Source organism: Streptomyces sp. NPDC020299, assembly GCF_044387825.1.
Classification (GTDB): Bacteria; Actinomycetota; Actinomycetes; order Streptomycetales; family Streptomycetaceae; genus Streptomyces.
On sequence record NZ_JBIRWL010000005.1, the window covers coordinates 130,125 to 147,376 of the forward strand.

15 protein-coding genes and 1 pseudogene are annotated in these 17,252 nt (G+C 72.0%); 8 read left to right on the top strand and 8 right to left on the bottom strand.

Going from position 1 to position 17,252, the window contains the following annotated elements; translation table 11 throughout:
* Positions 1-25 precede the first annotated feature (25 nt).
* The 3 genes and pseudogenes from ACH45E_RS14955 to narI all read left to right on the top strand — a co-directional run.
* Positions 26-2,479, top strand: a pseudogene (locus ACH45E_RS14955) (molybdopterin-dependent oxidoreductase); the annotation flags it as partial.
* Positions 2,480-2,583: 104 nt separating this feature from the next.
* Positions 2,584-3,099 carry a nitrate reductase molybdenum cofactor assembly chaperone gene (gene narJ, locus ACH45E_RS14960; protein ID WP_361438899.1) on the top strand — a complete coding sequence of 172 codons (516 nt, stop codon included), beginning with the start codon at positions 2,584-2,586 and terminating at the stop codon, positions 3,097-3,099.
* Entirely contained in the window at positions 3,099-3,800 is a 702-nt protein-coding gene (gene narI, locus ACH45E_RS14965; protein ID WP_361438897.1) for a respiratory nitrate reductase subunit gamma, read from the top strand. The genes narJ and narI overlap by 1 nt, the downstream gene beginning before the upstream one ends.
* Positions 3,801-3,819: 19 nt before the next feature.
* Here the strand turns inward: narI and ACH45E_RS14970 are convergent, their stop codons facing one another.
* From ACH45E_RS14970 to ACH45E_RS14990, 5 genes are all read right to left on the bottom strand, one after another.
* A complete protein-coding gene (locus tag ACH45E_RS14970; protein WP_361438895.1) occupies positions 3,820-4,083 on the bottom strand; it encodes a hypothetical protein in 264 nt (87 codons plus the stop codon).
* A gap of 285 nt (positions 4,084-4,368) precedes the next feature.
* The gene (locus tag ACH45E_RS14975) at positions 4,369-4,911 is read right to left on the bottom strand and encodes a HEAT repeat domain-containing protein (RefSeq protein ID WP_361438893.1); all 543 of its coding nucleotides are present in this window, start codon (positions 4,909-4,911) and stop codon (positions 4,369-4,371) included.
* Between the two features lie 48 nt (positions 4,912-4,959).
* The gene (locus tag ACH45E_RS14980) at positions 4,960-5,889 is read right to left on the bottom strand and encodes an MFS transporter (RefSeq protein WP_361438891.1); all 930 of its coding nucleotides are present in this window, start codon (positions 5,887-5,889) and stop codon (positions 4,960-4,962) included.
* The gene (locus ACH45E_RS14985) at positions 5,810-7,429 is read right to left on the bottom strand and encodes an ABC transporter substrate-binding protein (protein ID WP_361438889.1); all 1,620 of its coding nucleotides are present in this window, start codon (positions 7,427-7,429) and stop codon (positions 5,810-5,812) included. The genes ACH45E_RS14980 and ACH45E_RS14985 overlap by 80 nt, the downstream gene beginning before the upstream one ends.
* Before the next feature lie 63 nt (positions 7,430-7,492).
* Complete coding sequence (locus tag ACH45E_RS14990) at positions 7,493-8,029, bottom strand: GNAT family N-acetyltransferase (protein WP_361438887.1); 537 nt, start codon at positions 8,027-8,029, stop codon at positions 7,493-7,495.
* A gap of 145 nt (positions 8,030-8,174) precedes the next feature.
* Here ACH45E_RS14990 and ACH45E_RS14995 point away from each other — a divergent pair, with 145 nt between their 5' ends.
* Positions 8,175-9,308: a HoxN/HupN/NixA family nickel/cobalt transporter gene (locus tag ACH45E_RS14995; RefSeq protein WP_361438885.1), complete on the top strand. Its 1,134-nt coding sequence runs from the start codon at positions 8,175-8,177 to the stop codon at positions 9,306-9,308.
* A gap of 217 nt (positions 9,309-9,525) precedes the next feature.
* Here the strand turns inward: ACH45E_RS14995 and ACH45E_RS15000 are convergent, their stop codons facing one another.
* The 3 genes from ACH45E_RS15000 to ACH45E_RS15010 all read right to left on the bottom strand — a co-directional run bounded on the left by ACH45E_RS15000 (position 9,526) and on the right by ACH45E_RS15010 (position 13,944).
* Positions 9,526-9,753, bottom strand: a complete 228-nt coding sequence (locus ACH45E_RS15000; protein WP_361438883.1) for a hypothetical protein — start codon at positions 9,751-9,753, stop codon at positions 9,526-9,528.
* 44 nt (positions 9,754-9,797) lie between these two features.
* Complete coding sequence (locus ACH45E_RS15005) at positions 9,798-10,937, bottom strand: inorganic phosphate transporter (protein ID WP_361438880.1); 1,140 nt, start codon at positions 10,935-10,937, stop codon at positions 9,798-9,800.
* A 163-nt stretch (positions 10,938-11,100) separates the two neighbouring features.
* The gene (locus ACH45E_RS15010; protein ID WP_361438878.1) at positions 11,101-13,944 is read right to left on the bottom strand and encodes a BTAD domain-containing putative transcriptional regulator; all 2,844 of its coding nucleotides are present in this window, start codon (positions 13,942-13,944) and stop codon (positions 11,101-11,103) included.
* A 172-nt stretch (positions 13,945-14,116) separates the two neighbouring features.
* Between ACH45E_RS15010 and ACH45E_RS15015 the strand changes: the two genes are divergently transcribed.
* The 4 genes from ACH45E_RS15015 to ACH45E_RS15030 all read left to right on the top strand — a co-directional run bounded on the left by ACH45E_RS15015 (position 14,117) and on the right by ACH45E_RS15030 (position 17,250).
* On the top strand, positions 14,117-15,178 hold the full coding sequence (locus tag ACH45E_RS15015) for a class I SAM-dependent methyltransferase (RefSeq protein WP_361438876.1): 1,062 nt from the start codon (positions 14,117-14,119) through the stop codon (positions 15,176-15,178).
* Positions 15,179-15,317: 139 nt separating this feature from the next.
* The gene (locus ACH45E_RS15020; RefSeq protein WP_361438874.1) at positions 15,318-16,220 is read left to right on the top strand and encodes a helix-turn-helix transcriptional regulator; all 903 of its coding nucleotides are present in this window, start codon (positions 15,318-15,320) and stop codon (positions 16,218-16,220) included.
* Entirely contained in the window at positions 16,217-17,014 is a 798-nt protein-coding gene (locus ACH45E_RS15025; RefSeq protein WP_361438872.1) for an SDR family NAD(P)-dependent oxidoreductase, read from the top strand. Before ACH45E_RS15020 ends, ACH45E_RS15025 begins: the two co-directional genes overlap by 4 nt.
* 32 nt (positions 17,015-17,046) lie before the next feature.
* Positions 17,047-17,250 (top strand): hypothetical protein, encoded by a 204-nt coding sequence (locus tag ACH45E_RS15030; protein ID WP_361438870.1) that lies wholly within the window; start codon positions 17,047-17,049, stop codon positions 17,248-17,250.
* The last annotated feature ends 2 nt before the right edge of the window (positions 17,251-17,252 follow it).

The window sequence follows — 17,252 nt, forward strand, 5'->3', positions numbered from 1 at the left end:
ACCGACTGCAGAGGGAGTGAGCACAGTGGGACGGCGCGGTGCCCGACGGGAAGCGGAGCGAGCGGCGGGTCTGGCCGCCGATCAACTGCTGAGAGCGGGAAGCATACTGCGACGGACCGCGACCACACCTGATCTGCGGGCGGTCTTCCGCACCGATCAGGGCGTCAACGACGCTCCCTACCGGGAGCGTTGGGCCCACGACAAGGTCGTCCGCTCCACTCACGGCGTGAACTGCACCGGCTCGTGCTCGTGGAAGGTGTACGTCAAGGACGGCTTGATCACCTGGGAGACCCAGGAGACCGACTACCCCTCGACGGGCCCCGACCGGCCCGAGTACGAGCCGCGCGGCTGCCCGCGCGGCGCGTCCTTCTCCTGGTACACCTACTCGCCGACGCGCGTGCGCCACCCGCATGTGCGAGGCGTCCTCCTGGAGATGTACCGCGAGGCCCGCGCGCGGCTCGGCGATCCCGTGGCGGCGTGGGCCGAGGTCACCGGCGACCCCGGCAAACGGCGGCGCTACCAGTCGGCGCGCGGCAAGGGCGGCCTCGTGCGCGTCGGCTGGGAGGAAGCCCTCGAGATCGCCGCCGCCGCGCATGTGCACACCATCGCCGTCCACGGCCCCGACCGGGTGGCGGGTTTCTCACCCATCCCGGCGATGTCGATGGCCTCGCACGCGGTGGGCGCCCGCTTCATGTCCCTGATCGGCGCGCCGATGCTCACCTTCTACGACTGGTACGCCGACCTGCCGATCGCCTCGCCGCAGGTGTTCGGCGACCAGACGGACGTACCCGAGTCCGGGGACTGGTGGGACGCCGCGTACCTGATGCTGTGGGGTTCCAACGTGCCGGTGACACGGACGCCGGACGCGCACTGGATGGCCGAGGCCCGCTACCGGGGCCAGAAGGTCGTCGTGGTTTCCCCGGACTACGCGGACGCCACCAAGTTCGCGGACGAGTGGCTGCACCCGCACCCGGGCACCGACGGCGCCCTGGCGATGGCCATGGGGCATGTGATCCTCGACGAGTTCTTCGTACGGCGGCAGGTGCCGTACTTCACCGACTACGCCCGGCGCTTCACCGACCTGCCGTTCCTGGTCGAACTCGACGAGCACGACGGCGTGTTCGTCCCGGGCAAGTTCGTCACGGCCGCCATGCTCGGACCCGACGGGGACGACGGGCACGCCGCGTGGAAACCGGTGCTCCTCGACGCCGGATCCGGGCACCCGGTCGTACCGAACGGCACCCTGGGCGACCGCTGGTCGAAACGCGGCGAAGGGCGCTGGAACCTCGACCTCGGCGACGTCGAGCCGCAGCTCACCCTGTACCGAACGGGCACGGAAGCCGACGCCGTCCGCGTGCTGCTGCCCCGGTTCGACGGCGGTCCCCCCACGGCACGCGGGGTCCCGGTGCGCGACCTGGGCGGACGACGGGTCACCACGGTGTTCGACCTGCTGCTCGCCCAGTACGGAGTCGCCCGCGAGGGACTGCCGGGCGAGTGGCCCGCCGGCCACCACGACGCCTCCCAGCCCTGCACCCCCGCCTGGCAGGAGGCGATCACCTCGGTGCCGGCCGACTCGGTGGTGCGCCTGGCCCGCGAGTTCGCGCACACCGCCGAGAAGACCCGCGGCCGCTGCATGATCGTCATGGGCGCCGGCACCAACCACTGGTTCCACTCCGACACCATCTACCGCTCCTTCCTCACCCTGCTGCTGCTCACCGGCTGCCAGGGCGTCAACGGCGGCGGCTGGGCCCACTACGTGGGCCAGGAAAAGGTGCGCCCCTACGCCGGGTGGCAGCAGTTGCAGTCGGCCGCGGACTGGGTACGCCCCTCTCGGCAGATGGCCGGGACACCGTACTGGTACCTGCACACCGACCAGTGGCGCTACGACGCGCACGCCGCCGACGCCCTCGCCTCGCCCACCGGCAAGGGCCTGTTCGCGGGACGGCACACCGCCGACCTGGTCGCCCAGTCGATGCGGCTCGGCTGGATGCCCTCGGCCCCCACCTTCTCCGCCAACCCGCTCGACCTCGGCCGTGCCGTGCGCAGCAGCGGACACGAGCCCGACGAGTGGGTGGCCTCCCAACTCGCCTCCGGGAAACTGTCGTTCGCCTGCGAGGACCCCGACGACCCGGCCAACTGGCCGCGCGTCCTCACGGTCTGGCGGGCCAACCTGATCGGCTCCTCGGCCAAGGGCAACGAGTTCTTCCTGCGCCACCTGCTCGGCGCGAGTGACAACGCGACCGCGGAACAGGCCCCGCCCGAAGCCCGGCCGCACGACCTCGTGTGGCACGAGGAGCCACCGCGCGGCAAGCTCGACCTGCTGCTCGCACTCGACTTCCGGATGACATCGACGACGCTGATGGCCGACGTGGTGCTGCCGGCCGCCACCTGGTACGAGAAGCACGACCTGTCGAGCACCGGCCCCGACGCGGGGGCCGCCTTCCATGCCCCGCCGGTGCCCGCGGCCACCGGCGCCGACCCCGGGGCGCGGGACGGCCTGCGCGGCCGGGCCAATCTGCTCAACTGGAACGGACACGGCCGGCCGCGAGGGCTGTTCCCCGAACGGAAGGCCGAGCCGCCGCGATGAACCAGCACCGAGCCGTCCACCAGGCGGCCTCCCTGCTCCTGCACTACCCCGACCAGCGCTGGCCGGCCCACCGCACCCTGGTGCTGGAGTCGATCGGCGGGCTGTCCGGCCCGGCGGCGGAGTTCCTGCTGCGGTTCTGCCGCCGCACCGCCGACATCCCGCTGCTCGAACTGGCGGCCCAGTACGTCACCACCTTCGACCGCAGCCGTCGCCGCACCCTGCATCTGACCCACTACACGGACGGCGACACCCGGCGCCGGGGCGCCTCGCTCGTCGCGCTCAAGGCCCGCTACCGGCAGTACGGCTGGGAGCCGTCCGGCGGTGAACTGCCCGACCACCTCCCCGCCGTCCTGGAGTTCGCGGCGCGCTGCCCGGCCGCCGGCCATGCCGTGCTGCACGAGCACCGCGGCGCCCTCGCCCTGCTCGCCACCGGGCTCGCCGCCGAGGGCAGCCCCTATCTCGATGTGATCCGCGCCGTCCGGGCCACCCTCGACGAAGGAGTACGCCGCTGATGACGCACCTGCGCATCGCGCTGTGGGGCGTACTGCCCTACCTCTGCCTGGCCGTGCTGGTCGCCGGCACCGCCTGGCGCTACCGCTACGACCGCTTCGGCTTCACCACTCGCTCCAGCCAGCTCCACGAGTCCCGGCTGCTGGGCATCGGCGGCCCGCTGTTCCACTACGCGCTGTTCCTCGTCATCGGCGGCCACGTCATGGGCCTGCTCGTCCCCGAAGCCCTCACCCGGCGCCTGGGGATCAGCGAGGAGCAGTACCACGCCGTGGCCCTGACCATGGGCGGCGCGGCGGGCGTCGCGGCGGTCGCAGGACTCGCCCTCCTGCTGTACCGCCGGCTGCGCGTACCCGCCGTACGCCGCGCGACCAGCCGCAGCGACCGGGCGGTCCACCCGCTGCTCGCCCTCGTCCTGCTCGCCGGCCTCACCGCCACCGCCTCCTCGGTGGCCAACCCCTACGACTACCGGCTCGGCGTCGCCGTCTGGTTCCGGAGCCTGTTCACCCTGGACCCCGACGTCACCGCCATGGCGCACGCACCGCTCGTCTACCGGTTGCACGCGCTCCTGGCCCTGGCTCTCATCACGCTGTGGCCGTTCAGCCGCCTCGTCCACGCGTTCGCGCCGCCACTCGCCTATGTGGCCCGGCCCTACGTCGTCTACCGCTCCCGCGGCTGGCAAGTATCGGGCCGGGTGCGGGGATAGGGCACGCACACGTGGGGCCTCAGAGCGATGGCGCGAGCAGAGCGCCCAGCAGCCGGCGCAGGCTCCGCAGGGGTGCCTGGGTGACCAGGCCGATCACCAGGGCGGCGACCGTGCCGGCTCCGGCCAGCAGGCGCAGCACGTCGGGGACGGTCATCCCGGCGACCGTTGCCAGAACGGAGCTCAGGCAGATGACGATCACGATCACCACCGCTTCTGAACCGCCCAGCCGCCGCGGGCTGGGGACACGGGGTTCGACACAGGCGGCGGAAGAAGACTTCGACACGGGGGCCTCCCTGAGGGGTAGAGACCCGGCGACCGAGGCCGCCGGGTTGCGGCTCCAACCAGGCAGTCGACATCATCTGATTCGCGGACGTGAAGACCCGGTGGGCCGCGATCCTTCGCTTCCTGGGCGCCTGACAGTTCATGGTTGCGGCGGCATCATCCGGGCGTTATGCATTTTAGTGCACATGTGAACAGAATTCGGTTACGCCGCGCCCTGCGGAACGGCCGAAAGCCCATCATTGCCGCAGTATCGTTACTTCACGCCGAAACGCCCCATGTGCTCCCGCTACTTGGGACCGAGTGGGGTGCTCCGTTCGTAGATGGGTCCTCCGGGTGTGTACCAGCCCGCCTTCTTCCGCACGGCCGGGCTCGGGTCCTGGGCGTGGGTCGCCTCCAGGGCGGTGCGGGCGCGGGCGTCGGTATGGGCGAACCTGCCGACGAGTTCGGCGGCCATGCTCCGGACGTGCGGGTCGGGGTCGGAGGCGAGGTGGCGCAGCGCCGGTTCGAGGACCCGGTCCGCTCCCGGTGCGCAGGTGTCGCCCTTGCACCGGTCGCAGGCCAGGGCATGGAAGGCCGAGATCCTGACCCGGGCGTCGGGGTCGTCGGCCATGGCGACGAGTTCGTCCATGGACTCGGTGTCGACGAGGTGGTCGAGAAGCCGGCAGCAGCCCTCGCGAACCGCCGCGTTCTCATGGCGCAGGCCGGCGCGGATGGCACGCATCGCGTCCGCACCGCGCCTGAGCAGTGCGTGGTAGGCCGCGACCGCGCGCTGTGGGTCGCCCAGACAGGAGACGAGGGCTTCGTTCTCGGTGCTGGCGAATCCGAGCATGACCTCAGTCTTGAGCCACAACAAGTCACCTGGCAAAGGGATTTGGCGTCATGGCTGAGCGGTGGCCACCGGACGGTGAGGCGGCCCCGGTTCACCGGGGCGGCGGGGAAGCAGACCCACCGCGAGCGCGGGAACCGCGCTGAGGACGAGCCAGGGGACGCCCGGCGGGAGGTCCAGGCCGAGCAGGGAGCCGGTGGCTGAGCTGCCGATGAGGACGATCAGTCCGGATACGGAGGACAGCGCGCCGGTGTAGAGGCCGATGCGTCCGTCCTCGGCGAGGTCGGGCAGCCAGGCGCGGGCGGCCGGGGTGACCAGCATCTGGCCGGCGGTGAGCAGGACGACGAAGCCCGCGGCGGGCAGGAGGCCCGCCGTGCCGGTCCAGCCGGCCGGGCGCGCGGCGGCCACCACGGCGAAGCCGGCGGCGATGAGCAGCAGCCCGTAAGCCATGGAACGGCGCAGGTCGAGTCGTCGCGCCGCCCAGTGGGTGAGCGGGAGCTGGGCGGAGACGACCAGCAGGGAGGAGAGGGCGAACAGCCAGGACAGCGGCGCCTGGGAGCCCGCCGCGCGCCCCACCTCGGCCGGCAGGACCAGGTAGAGCTGGTTGTACGCGAGCAGGTAGGAGCCGTAGGCGCAGCACAGGGCGAGGAAGCGGCGGTTGCGCAGCATCGCGCGCACTCCGCCCCGTTCCCGGACGGGGGCGCGGCCGGGGATGTGCCGCGGCATCAGCCGGGCGTGGCCTGCGAGGATCAGGACGAAGATGCCGGCCCCGGACAGACAGGCGGTGCGGAAGTCCACGGCGAGCAGCAGCGCGCCGAGCAGCGGGCCGGCGAAGGCGCCGGCCTGGCCCGCCACGGTGAACAGGGCCAGGACTCGGGTGCGTTGCCCGTGGCCCTCCTGCTCACGGACCACCGCCTGCCGTGCCACCTCGGACTCCACGGCGGGGGAGAACAGCGCGGCGGCGAAACCGATCACGAACACCGCGCCGATCACGGCCCAGGTCGCGTCCGCGTACCCCAGCCAGATGAATCCGGCGATCGAAGGTCCGCTCGTACGGATCGAGCACCGTGCCCCGCACCGAGGGGCCGATGCCCGTGACGACCCGCAGGTGGACCAGCGGAACGACCGCGTCGCTGCCGAGGATCGCGGCCTCGGCCCGCATCGTGGCGTTCCGCCGGCCGTCGGTCTCGGAGACGGCCTGGGCCTCGGCGACGGCCGCGTCGGCCTTCTTGTCGCACAGCAGCGACAGGTTGTAGCTGCTGTCACAGGTGAAGTCGGAGGCCAGGACGGAGACGGGGTCGCCGGTGTCGAGCATCGTGTTCCGGGAGAGGACGACGGCGTCGAACCTGCCCGCCAGCGCGTCGCTCTCCAGCCGCGAGTAGTCGCGGACCTCCAGCTTCACCTTGAATCCGGCCTTCCGCAGCTGCTGTTGCAGTACCTGGGCGACCTCGGGCAGCTCGGGACGGTTGTCATAGGTGGCCAGCCTGATGCTCCTGCCGTCGGGGTCCGCGGCCTTCACCCGCCCGGTCGGCGCGTTCCGTTTGCCGGAGGCCCAGGTCAGGGCGGGGCCGTAGAGGCCCTGGGCGGGTTCGGCGTGGCCCTCGTAGACGTCCTTGGCGATGACGGAGGTGTCGACGGCCTCGCGTGCCGCGCCGCGCATCGCCGGATCGGCGAACACGCCGGTCCGGGTGTTGAGGTGCAGGCTGGTGTCGCGGGCGGTGTTCGTCTCGTGGACGGTCTTCTCGTCGAGGGAGGCGATCTGCCCGACGGGGACGGCCTCGGCGATGTCCACTTCGCCGGTGCGCAGAGCGTTGGCGCGGGCCGTGCCGTCGGCGACGAACCTGGCGTCGATGCCCAAGGCTTGGGCGCGTCCGCCCCAGGAGTCGTCGAATCGGTCCAGCGTGGCCGCCGTATCGCCGCTGATCTCGGTCAGTTCGAAGGGTCCGGTGGCGGTGCCTGCGGGATTCACCGTGCCCTTCTCGCCGTACGCCTTCGGGGAGAAGACCGCCAGGTTCGGGTTGGACAGCCGCAGCGGCAGGACCGGATCGGCCTTGCCGGTGCTGACCCGGACCCGGCCGTCGCCCGCGGCCTGAGCGGTCAGCCGGGTACCGGAGAGCGCGGCAGGGGCGGGCCGGGCCTCGGCGGCCTGGGTGAGGGCGGAGGCGACGGCCTTCGCGGTGACCCTGCCGCCGTCCTGGAACCTCGCGTCCCTGAGGGTGAACAGCCAGCTGCGGCCGGCCTTCTCGCTGCTCCACGACTCGGCGAGCGCGGGGACCGCGGTGCCGTTGGCGTCCAGCCGGGTCAGGCCCTCGGCGACCCCCAGCCGGGACAGATGGAGGGCGTCCTGGCCGTACGGCGAGAAGTTCTGCGCCGGCGGGAAGGCGAGCGCCACCCTGAGGCGCCTGCCACCGCCGGAGTCCGGCGAACCGGCAGACGATGTGCCGTCAGCGGAGGAGAAGCAGCCTGCCAGCAGCGGGGCGAGCAGCAGGCCGGCTGTCAGCGGGGAGCGGGGAGATTTCATGGTCCTCGTCACTTGCCTCTGGTGCCTCAGGGGGAGTCACAGGTTACTCGAAAATGATTATCATTAAAAAGTAGTGATCTCGAAATGCACCACGCCGCTCCCGCCGCCCGGCACGTCGTCCCGCTCGTCGCAGACCACCTCACCCAGCGCCTGCCACAGGGCCATCGCTCCTGGTGAGTGGGGATACGTATGCAGGTAGACCGACCGGTAACCCCCGTCGTTCCTCGCGAAGTCCAGCAATCCGGCCACCAGGCGTCGGGCCAGTCCGCGCCTGCGGTGTTCGGGACGGACGTACACCCGTCGCAGCTGTGCCGTTTCCCCTGACGGATACCTCTGCGCCAGCCGGCGCGGATTCGGCGGGTGTGTCGGGCCTTGCGCGTCCAGTGCGGCGGTGGCGGCCACCGTCCCGTCCCGTTCGGCGACCGCGACCAGCAAGGTGTGCCGGGGTGGCGTGAGGTAGAACGCCTCGGGATCGATGATGTCGGCGTGCCGGCCCGGCACGTAGCCGGTGCCGAAGTCGCGGTACACGGCGTCGAGCATCACGGCCCGCGCCCCGTCGAGGTCGGCCGGCGTCGCCACCCTGATGCGGTAGTCATGCATTTGCGCATCATATGCAAGAGGGTGGTGTTGGCTGAAAGCTGACTCGATCTTTACGGCGCTCAGCTTGTACTTGCAAGGTGGTCGCAGAAGCCTGGAAGGTGCGGCTGAAGACGGCCGCTCACCGAGCAGTAAGGCCCGCCCCCTGATGACCACAGCTCCCGATTCCGCCGGGCACCGCATCCGCACGTCGATGACCCGCAAGGAATGGGCCGGCGTCGGCGGGATGGCCGCCTTCGTCCTGGCGCTGCACGTCATCGGCTGGTTCACACTCGTCGCGATCGTCGCTCCCGAGCACTACAGCCTGGGCTCCAAGACGTTCGGCGTCGGCATCGGCGTCACCGCGTACACCCTGGGCATGCGGCACGCCTTCGACGCCGACCACATCGCCGCCATCGACAACACCACCCGCAAGCTGATGAACGAGGGGCAGCGTCCGCTGTCCGTCGGCTTCTGGTTCTCCCTCGGCCACTCCTCGATCGTCTTCGCCCTCGCCCTCCTGCTCTCCCTCGGTGTGAAGGAGCTGGCGGGGCCCGTCGAGAACGACGACTCCGAGCTGCACAGCGTCACCGGCTGGATCGGTACGACGGTCTCGGGGACCTTCCTCTACGTCATCGCGATCATCAACCTGCTGATCATGGCCGGCATCTGGAAGGTCTTCCGGCAGATGCGCTCCGGCCACTTCGACGAGGCGGCCCTGGAGGAGCAGCTCAACAACCGCGGCTTCATGAACCGCATCCTCGGCCGCCTGATGAAGTCGATCACCAAGCCCTGGCAGATGTACCCCCTGGGCCTCCTCTTCGGCCTGGGCTTCGACACCGCCACCGAGATCGCGCTGCTCGTCCTCGCCGGCTCGGGCGCCGCCTCCGGACTGCCCTGGTACGCCATCCTGTGCCTGCCGGTCCTGTTCGCGGCCGGGATGTCGCTGCTGGACACGATCGACGGCTCGTTCATGAACTTCGCCTACGGCTGGGCGTTCTCCAAGCCGGTCCGCAAGGTCTACTACAACCTCACGATCACCGGGCTGTCCGTCGCCGTCGCCCTCATCATCGGCACCGTCGAACTCCTCGGCCTGATCGCCGAGAAGGCAGACCTGCACGGAGCCTTCTGGGACTGGGTCTCCGGCCTGGACCTGAACATCATCGGCTACGTCATCGTCGGCCTGTTCTTCGCCACCTGGGCCGTCGCCCTGCTCGTGTGGAAGGTCGGCCGGATCGAGGAGAAGTGGACGGCCGGCCTGGCACAGCCGGAGCCCGCCGAGTCCGAGGCCTGCGGGTCTTAGGGGTCCTTGCACTATGAGCGCCCGATCAGGGTGCAAGGACCCCTTAGGGCCTGTCCGGCGGATCATGTCGCAGACGTGGGGCCGATGCTCCGCGTCGACGCCATCCTCCGCCTTGCAGCCGGCCGCACCAAGCCCCGCTCACCGGCGTCGACGAGGCACCGCCCGTTTCCCGCGACCTGATCCGCCGGACAGGCCCGAGGCCCAACTCCCTTTCACATCAGCCGCCGACGATCAGCGCGAGCCCGTAGGCGGCGACCGCCAGGCATGCGGCGAAGCACAGCACCGCTGCCGCGGCGGCGGCCGGCCGGTTGGTGCCGAGGGTGCGTTCTCCGTCGTCGCCCCGGGGCCAGGCGGCGACGCCGAGGGAGAACAGTACGACCGTGAGAAGAGTGATCCCGAGGCTCACGCCGAACACGGTGCCGAGGCTGCCCCAGTGGATGTTCATCGCCCCGCCTCCCTTCGCCGCAGGACGCGCCGGCCGCCCGGCTCTCACGCCGCTGTCTGCTGCACGTGCTCGGGCAGTCGGGCGGGCGGTTCGTTGACGTTGTCCGGGGTCACGGGGCGGCGGCGCGACAGGGCCCAGAACCCGGCCGCCGAGGCGGCCGCGGCGGCGGCGACCAGGGCCACACCCATGGTGCCACGGCTGGCTGTCCAGGCCGCCGCGCCGCCCATGGCGGCCGCCGCGGGCAGCGTGCACAGCCAGGCCAGCGCGATGCGTCCGGCCACGCCCCACCGCACCTCGGCCATCCTGCGGCCCAGGCCCGAGCCCAGGATGCTGCCGGTGCACACCTGCGTGGTCGACAGGGGGAATCCCATGTGGGACGAGGCGAGAATCACGGCCGTCGCGCCGGTCTCGGCCGCGAAGCCCTGCGGGGCCTCGATGTCGGTGAGCCCCTTGCCCATGGTGCGGATGATCCGCCAGCCGCCCGCGTACGTGCCGAGCGCGATGGCCAGCCCGGCGGAGAGCACCACCCACCAGGGCGGCCCGGAGCCGTGGGCGAGCACCCCGGCGGAGATCAGGGCCAGGGTGATGACACCCATGGTCTTCTGCGCGTCGTTGGTGCCGTGGGCGAGCGCCACCAGCGACGCCGAACCGATCTGACCCCTGCGGAATCCGCGCCGGGCCCGCTCGGGGCCCGACCGCCGGGTGATGACGTACGCGAGGTAGGTGCCCAGCACGGCCACGGCGCAGGCGACGAGCGGCGAGAGGACGGCAGGGATCAGGATCTTCTCCACGATCACCCCGAACTGCACCGCGGATCCGCCGGCGCCGACCCACACAGCACCGATCAGCCCGCCGAACAGCGCGTGCGACGAACTCGACGGCAGCCCGGCGAGCCAGGTCAGCAGATTCCACAACAGGGCGCCGACGAGCCCGGCGAAGACCATCACCAGGGACACTCTGGCATCGTCCACGATGCCGCCGGAGATCGTCTTGGCGACCGCCGTGGACAGGAACGCGCCCGCCAGATTCAGTACCCCCGCGACGAGGACGGCCACGCGCGGTGCCAGAGCCCCCGTGGCGATCGACGTCGCCATCGAATTGGCCGTGTCGTGGAAGCCGTTGGTGAAGTCGAAGGCCAGAGCCGTCAGCACGACCACGATGAGGAGGAACGAGACGGTACCCACTGGGACCCCTCCCGAAGCAGGCCGGCCACGCGCCCGCCGTGGCGTCCCCCGCTGGGACGCGTCTTGCCATCAACGCTAAGCCGCGTCTCCTGGCCCCGCGACCGGGCAGCCGCCCCGGCGACGGTGGCAGCGGCCGGCTCTCCCGCTCGGCGGCGAACTCGTCCTAACGAGAGCTCAGCCGGCCCCTGGTGAGGTTCCGCTCGATGGCCTGCTGGGCCAGTTCGAGTACGGCGGACCGGCCGGGGACCGGCCGATGTGTCGTGGTGTGCCGGGCGCCGGGTACCGCGGGTGCGTCCGGGGCCCGGTCCGCCGCGGCGTCGATCAGGGCTGCCGACTCGTCGTCCCCGAGCCGGTGCAGCAGGTCGGCGAGGTTGCGCAAGGTGGTCCACAGATGGGTCCAGTTGCCGGTGCGGGCGAAGTACCCGATGACGTCGCGGTAGCCCTCCAGAGCCTCGTGGACCCGGCCCCGCGCGGCACGCACCGACAGCAGGCCCACGGCCGAGACGCCGACGAGGAATGTCGCGCCGGAGGCACACGCGAGGTCGACGGCCTCGACGTAATGCCGTTCGGCGAGTTCTCCGCGGCCCGCCAGGTTCTCGATCTCCCCCGCGACATAGGCACCCCAGGCGCGCATCGAGGGCGACACCGCCTCGGCCCACCCCCGCTCGTTGAGCCGGCGCGCCGCGTCAGGGGCGCCCGCGTAGGCCTTCGCGAGGGCCGCGATGCCCAGGCCCTCCCGGTGCGGACCGACGAGATCGGCCGAGGCCAGGGCGTGCTCCACCGCGGCGTCGTGGGCGCCGCGTGCCAACTCGGCCACCGAGAGCACCATCAGGCACTGCCAGGGCGCCTCGCCTCCGGCGTTCCTCTCCGGCCCGGCGCGGAGCCCGGCGCGGGCCAGCCGTTCCGCGCGGACGAAGTCCCCGCGATGGTAGGCGGCCTCGCCCGCGGCCCCGAGGACGAGGCCCGCGCCCGTGTGGCCGGCGAGTGCCGGGTCGGCGGCCAGTTCCTCCGCCCAGTCCCGGATCTCGACGAGGTCGCGGTAGGCGATCGCGTCGAACAGGCCGACGACCATCGCGACGGCGTAGTCCAGGAGCCCCCGGCCGCGGACCAGCCGCCACGCGGCCCGCAGGTTCGCCGGCTCGCGGCGCAGTTCCGCGTCGGCCGCGGGCTCCCGTTCCGCCGCCATGGCGGCGCGGAACCGTCCGGTCAGCTCGACGGCCCACCGCACCATCCGCTCCGCCGCCGCCTCGTCCTCGCCGAGGGCCGCGAGCCGGTCAAGCCCGAACGCCCGCAGTGTGTCGAGCATGTGGTACCGCGTGGTCCCGTCGAACGTGGCGTCGATCATGGAGGCGTCGACGAGGCGGGCCACCGCGCTGCCGGGGTCTCCCGCCGGTTCCAGGTCGGTGGCGATCCGCTCGGCGGTGTCGAGGTCCACGCCGTCGGCGAAGACCGACAGGTGCCGGAACAGCCGCTGTTCGTCCTCGGAGAGGAGCCGGTACGACCACTCGACGGTCGCGCGCAGTGTCCGGTGCCGGGACTCCGCGCTGGTGCTGCCACCACCGAGCAGGTCGAGTGAACGGTTCAGGCGCCGTCGGAGATCGCCGAGGGAGAACGTGGACAGCCTGCCGGCGGCCAGTTCGATGGCCAGCGGTATCCCGTCGACACGCCGCACGACATCGGCGACCGCGGCCAGTTCCGCGCGGGCCGGGGGCCGGCCGGGGCGGACCCGGCGGGCCCGGTCCAGGAAGAGCGCCACGGACGCCGCCTCCGCGGGATCCCGGCCGGGGCGGGGCAGCGGGAGCGGCGGCAGCCGCCAGACGTGTTCGGCGGCCAGCCCCAGGGGCTCGCGGCTGGTGGCCAGCAGCGTGATGCCCGGACAGCGGGCGAGGATCACGTCCACCGTGTCCCGGACGGCGTCGAGCAGGTGCTCGCAGTTGTCGATCACCAGCAGACCGGTGCGCTCGGCCAGCACGGCCACGCAGGCGGCGAGGACGTCCCCGTGGTCGACCCTCAGCTGCAGTGCCGCCGCCAGCGCGTGCGGGACGGCGGCGGGATCGGTGACCGGTGCGAGGCGCAGGACCGTCGCCGCGCCGCTCTGCCGGGCCACCTCACAGGCGACGCGGGTCTTGCCGACGCCGCCGGCCCCGACGAGCGTGACCAGGCGCTCGGCCGCCAGCAGCCGGTGCAGGGACGCGATCTGGGAGTCGCGGCCGAACAGCCGGGTGACCGGCCGGGCGGGCGCGGGCGCGGTGCCCACGCCGCAGAGGTCCTTCTCGACGTCGTCCAGGGCGGGCGACGGATCGAGGCCGGTCTCGTCGACCATACGGCGCCGGTACTCCCGTCCGACGCGCAACGCCTCCGGGGCCTGCCCGGTCGCCGCCAGCGCCCGCATGTGCAGGAGCACCGCGGGTTCCCGGAGCGGGTCGGCGGCCGCCTGGGCAGCGGCGAGACCGAGCACCCCCTCGGCCTGTCCCGCGGCGACGGCGGCGCCGATCAGTGCGTCGGTCACCTCGCGGCCCAGCTGCCGGCACTCCTCGACCGCGGCGGCCACGGCATCGACGTCGGTGAGGTCGGCGAGCACCGGTCCGCGCCACAGTCCGTGCGCCTCCCGCAGCAGTGCGCACGCGCCGGCCGGGTCCCGCTGTGCCTGCTCCCGTGCCCTGGTGAGCATCGCCCGCGCCCGTGCCAGGTCGAACTCGCCGTGCCGGAGGGCGAGCCGGTAACCGTCGTGCTGTGTCTCCAGCCTGTCCGCCGCGGGGCCGAGGTGCCCGCGCAGCCGGGATATGTGGTTGTGCAGGGCCTGCCGCCCCGACGCGGGCACCCCCGACGGCCACAGGGCGTCCACGAGCCGGCCGACGGTCACGGACCGCCCCTCGGCGAGCGCGAGCAGGGCGAGCACCGCGCGCCGCCGCGGACCGGGGACCTCCACCGGGGAACCGTCGACGAGGAGACGCAGGGGCCCGAGGACCTCCACCCGCACCGACGGCGGCTGTGGCCCGTCCGTCATGGCGCCTCCCGGTGTGCTGCACGCTCGTGCAAATCAGTACAAATATGTATGACACGGATAAAACTGGACGTGGTAGTACGACGATATCCCGTGCGAGGGCCGTGACAGTGGGCGCGCCGAGCCTTCCTGGTGTGACCGCACAGCCGGTCCGGCAGGAAGGGAGAACGGGAAAATGGACCACGACAAGATCGACCACGAGAAGATCAACGAGTTCCTGGGCCGCTTCGTGACCGACCTCGCGGCGACCGAGGCCGCCGGATCCGTCGCCCTCGGCCACCGGCTCGGCCTGTACCGCGCGCTCGCCGAGGGCCCCGCGACACCCGAGGAGTTCGCGGAGCGCACCGGCTGTCATCCGCGCTACCTCACCGAGTGGCTGCGCGGCCAGGCCGCGGGCGGCTACGTCGGCTACGACCCGGAGGCCGGCCGGTTCGCGCTGAGCGAGGAGCAGGCGTTCTGCCTGGCCGACCCGAACGGTCCCGATGTCGCGGCCGCCTTCCGCTTCGCCCTGGGCATGCTGCGTGCCGAGCCCCGTATCGCCGACGCGTTCCGCGCCGGGGAGGGCTTCGGCTGGCACCAGCACGACGAGGAGGTGTTCGTCGGGGTCGACGCCTTCTTCCGGCCCGGCTACGAGGCCGAGCTGGTCCCGAACTGGATCCCCGCGCTGGACGGGATCGACGCCAGGCTCACCGAAGGGGCCCGGGTCGCCGACGTCGGCTGCGGCCTCGGCTCGTCGGCGGTGCTGCTGGCCGAGGCGTACCCGCGGACGACGGTCGCCGGTTCCGACTACCACCGTGAGTCGATCGAGCTGGCCCGCGAGAAGGCCGCCGAGGCCGGGGTCGCCGAGCGGGTCACCTTCGAGGTGGCCACCGCCCAGACCTTCGCGGGGACGGACTACGACCTGGTGACCATGTTCGACTGCCTGCACGACATGGGCGATCCGCTCGGGGCCGCCCGCCGGGTGCGGCAGGCCCTGGCCGAGGACGGCGCCTGGCTGCTGGTGGAACCGTTCGCCTCCGACCGGGTCGAGGAGAACTTCAACCCGGTGGGCCGGCTGTACTACAGCGGCTCCACGTTCCTCTGCGTGCCCAACTCCCTCTCGCAGCAGGGCGGTTACGCACTGGGCGCGCAGGCCGGCGAATCGGTGGTGCGCGACCTGGCCACCGAGGCCGGTTTCACCCGGTTCCGGCAGGCCGCGGTGACCGCGTTCAACGCGGTCTACGAGATACGGCCGTGAACGGGGCCAGGGGTACTCCCGGGCAGGGCGTTCCTCCCCGGAGACGGTTTCGGATACGGCTTCCGCGGACGGCTTCCTAGGACAGAGCGACCCCCCTTGCCCGCCGCCTCGGCGGCCCGGAACGGGGAACATGGAAGACATGGCCAGCAACGTCGATCTCAGCCAGTTCCTGCGCCGGTGCCGCGACCGCATCGCACCGGAATCGGCCGGCCTGCCGGAAAGCGGGGCCCACCGGCGCGTGCCGGGCCTGCGGCGCGAGGAAGTCGCGCAGCTGGCCGGCGTCAGCACGGACTATTACACGCGACTGGAGCAGGGACGGAACATCACGCCGTCGGACAGCGTGCTGGAGGCGATCGCCGAGGCGCTGCGCCTGGACGACGCCGGACGCGCCCACCTGTTCGACCTGGTGAAACCCAAGCCGGCCAAGGCCCGCCGCAGTGCGCCGACCGTGCAGAAGGCGCGGCCGGGGCTGCGCCGGTTCCTGGACTCCTTCGGCGACCACGCGGGATTCATCCTCGGCCGGCGCGGGGACGTTCTGGCGACCAATCACCTGTGCCGGGTGCTGCTGGCCGACTTCGACGCGATGCCCTACCGGGAACGCAACCTGACCCGCTGGATCGTCCTGGCCCCCGAGGCGCGGGAGTTGTACGCGGACTGGGAGAAGATCGCCGCGGAGATGACCGCGATCCTCCGGCTGGACGCCGGGCGGCATCCCGACGACGCCCGCACGGCCGAGCTGGTGGGTGAGCTCACCATGAAGAGCGAGCGATTCCGCCGCTGGTGGGACCAGCACAAGGTGCTCAACCGCACCTTCGGCCAGAAGCGCTTCCGGCACTCCCTGGTCGGGCCGCTGACCATCGACTACCAGGCGTTCACCATGCCCGGCGAGGACGACCAGACCCTGTTCCTCTACATGCCGGCGCAGGACCGGGCCTCGCAGGAGGCCTGGCGGCTGCTGGCCAGCTGGAACGCCGCCGGGGCCGCCGTACCCGTACGGCCTCGGCCCGCCCATCCCTCTTCGACGGAACGGAGCACCCCGTGAGCGGCACTGTCTCTCACCGTCCGCTGGCGTTGGTGACCGGAGCCTCCTCCGGCATCGGCCACGAACTGGCGCTGCTGTTCGCCATCAACGGATTCGACCTGGTGGCGACGGGCCGCAGCGAGAAAATCGACAAGGCGGCAGCCGACCTCGCCCGGTACGGCGGCGACGTCACCGCCGTGCGCGCCGACCTCGCCGAGGCCGACGGCGTGGAAACCGTGTGGCGCGCGGTGGAGAAGACCGGCCGGCCGCTCGAAGCGGCGGTCCTGAACGCCGGGCGGAGCATCGGAGGGGCCTTCCTGGACACCGACCTCGACGACGAGCTGGGCCTGATCGAGCTGAACGTCACCTCCGTCGTCCACCTGGCCAAGCACGTCGCCCGGCACATGGCGGCCAACGGGCGCGGCCGCATCCTGATCACCTCGTCCCTCTCCGCCACCCTGCCCACGCCCTACGAGACCGTGTACGGGCCGTCGCGTGCCTTCACCCGCATGTTCGCCCTCGGTCTGCGCGAAGAACTCAAGGAACACGGCGTCAGCGTCACCACGCTCATGCCCGGCGCCACCGACAGCGACTTCCATGCCCGCGCCGGCATGAACAACACCGCCTTCGGCCCCGGCATGAAGAAGAACAGCCGCAAGGACGTCGCCCGTCAGGGCTTCCTGGCGATGATGGACGGGCAGGCCCAAGTCGTCGGAGGCGACTTCACCACCCGGCGCACCGCCCTCGAACACCGCTTCCTGCCCGAGACGTTCAAGGCCGCACGGCACGCCCGTATGGCCAGGCCGCGGCCCTGAGCGAATCCCGCCTGCGCTACGAGCTGACCCCCGTGGCCCGTGCGGAACTCCTCCTGCTGTTCGAGCGGATGCCGCGGACCGAGGGATTCGGCAACGGCCGCTCGGCGCGCCAGATCTTCCAGGAGATCACCGAACGCCAGGCCCAGCGCGTCGCCGAACTGCCGGACCCGGCCCCGGAGCAGCTGATCAGCCTGGAGGTGCAGGACCTGCCCGCCCCGGTGCCCCGGCCGGCATGACG

Excerpts from the sequence above, each read along its gene's own strand:
- ACH45E_RS14975 (WP_361438893.1), bottom strand. The coding sequence starts at position 4,911 with ATGCTCGGATTCGCCAGCACCGAGAACGAAGCCCTCGTCTCCTGTCTG.
- ACH45E_RS15020 (WP_361438874.1), top strand. The coding sequence starts at position 15,318 with ATGGCCAGCAACGTCGATCTCAGCCAGTTCCTGCGCCGGTGCCGCGAC.
- ACH45E_RS15015 (WP_361438876.1), top strand. The coding sequence starts at position 14,117 with ATGGACCACGACAAGATCGACCACGAGAAGATCAACGAGTTCCTGGGC.
- narI (WP_361438897.1), top strand. The coding sequence starts at position 3,099 with ATGACGCACCTGCGCATCGCGCTGTGGGGCGTACTGCCCTACCTCTGC.
- ACH45E_RS14995 (WP_361438885.1), top strand. The coding sequence starts at position 8,175 with ATGACCACAGCTCCCGATTCCGCCGGGCACCGCATCCGCACGTCGATG.
- ACH45E_RS14985 (WP_361438889.1), bottom strand. The coding sequence starts at position 7,429 with ATGAAATCTCCCCGCTCCCCGCTGACAGCCGGCCTGCTGCTCGCCCCG.
- ACH45E_RS15010 (WP_361438878.1), bottom strand. The coding sequence starts at position 13,944 with ATGACGGACGGGCCACAGCCGCCGTCGGTGCGGGTGGAGGTCCTCGGG.
- narJ (WP_361438899.1), top strand. The coding sequence starts at position 2,584 with ATGAACCAGCACCGAGCCGTCCACCAGGCGGCCTCCCTGCTCCTGCAC.
- ACH45E_RS14990 (WP_361438887.1), bottom strand. The coding sequence starts at position 8,029 with ATGCATGACTACCGCATCAGGGTGGCGACGCCGGCCGACCTCGACGGG.
- ACH45E_RS15000 (WP_361438883.1), bottom strand. The coding sequence starts at position 9,753 with ATGAACATCCACTGGGGCAGCCTCGGCACCGTGTTCGGCGTGAGCCTC.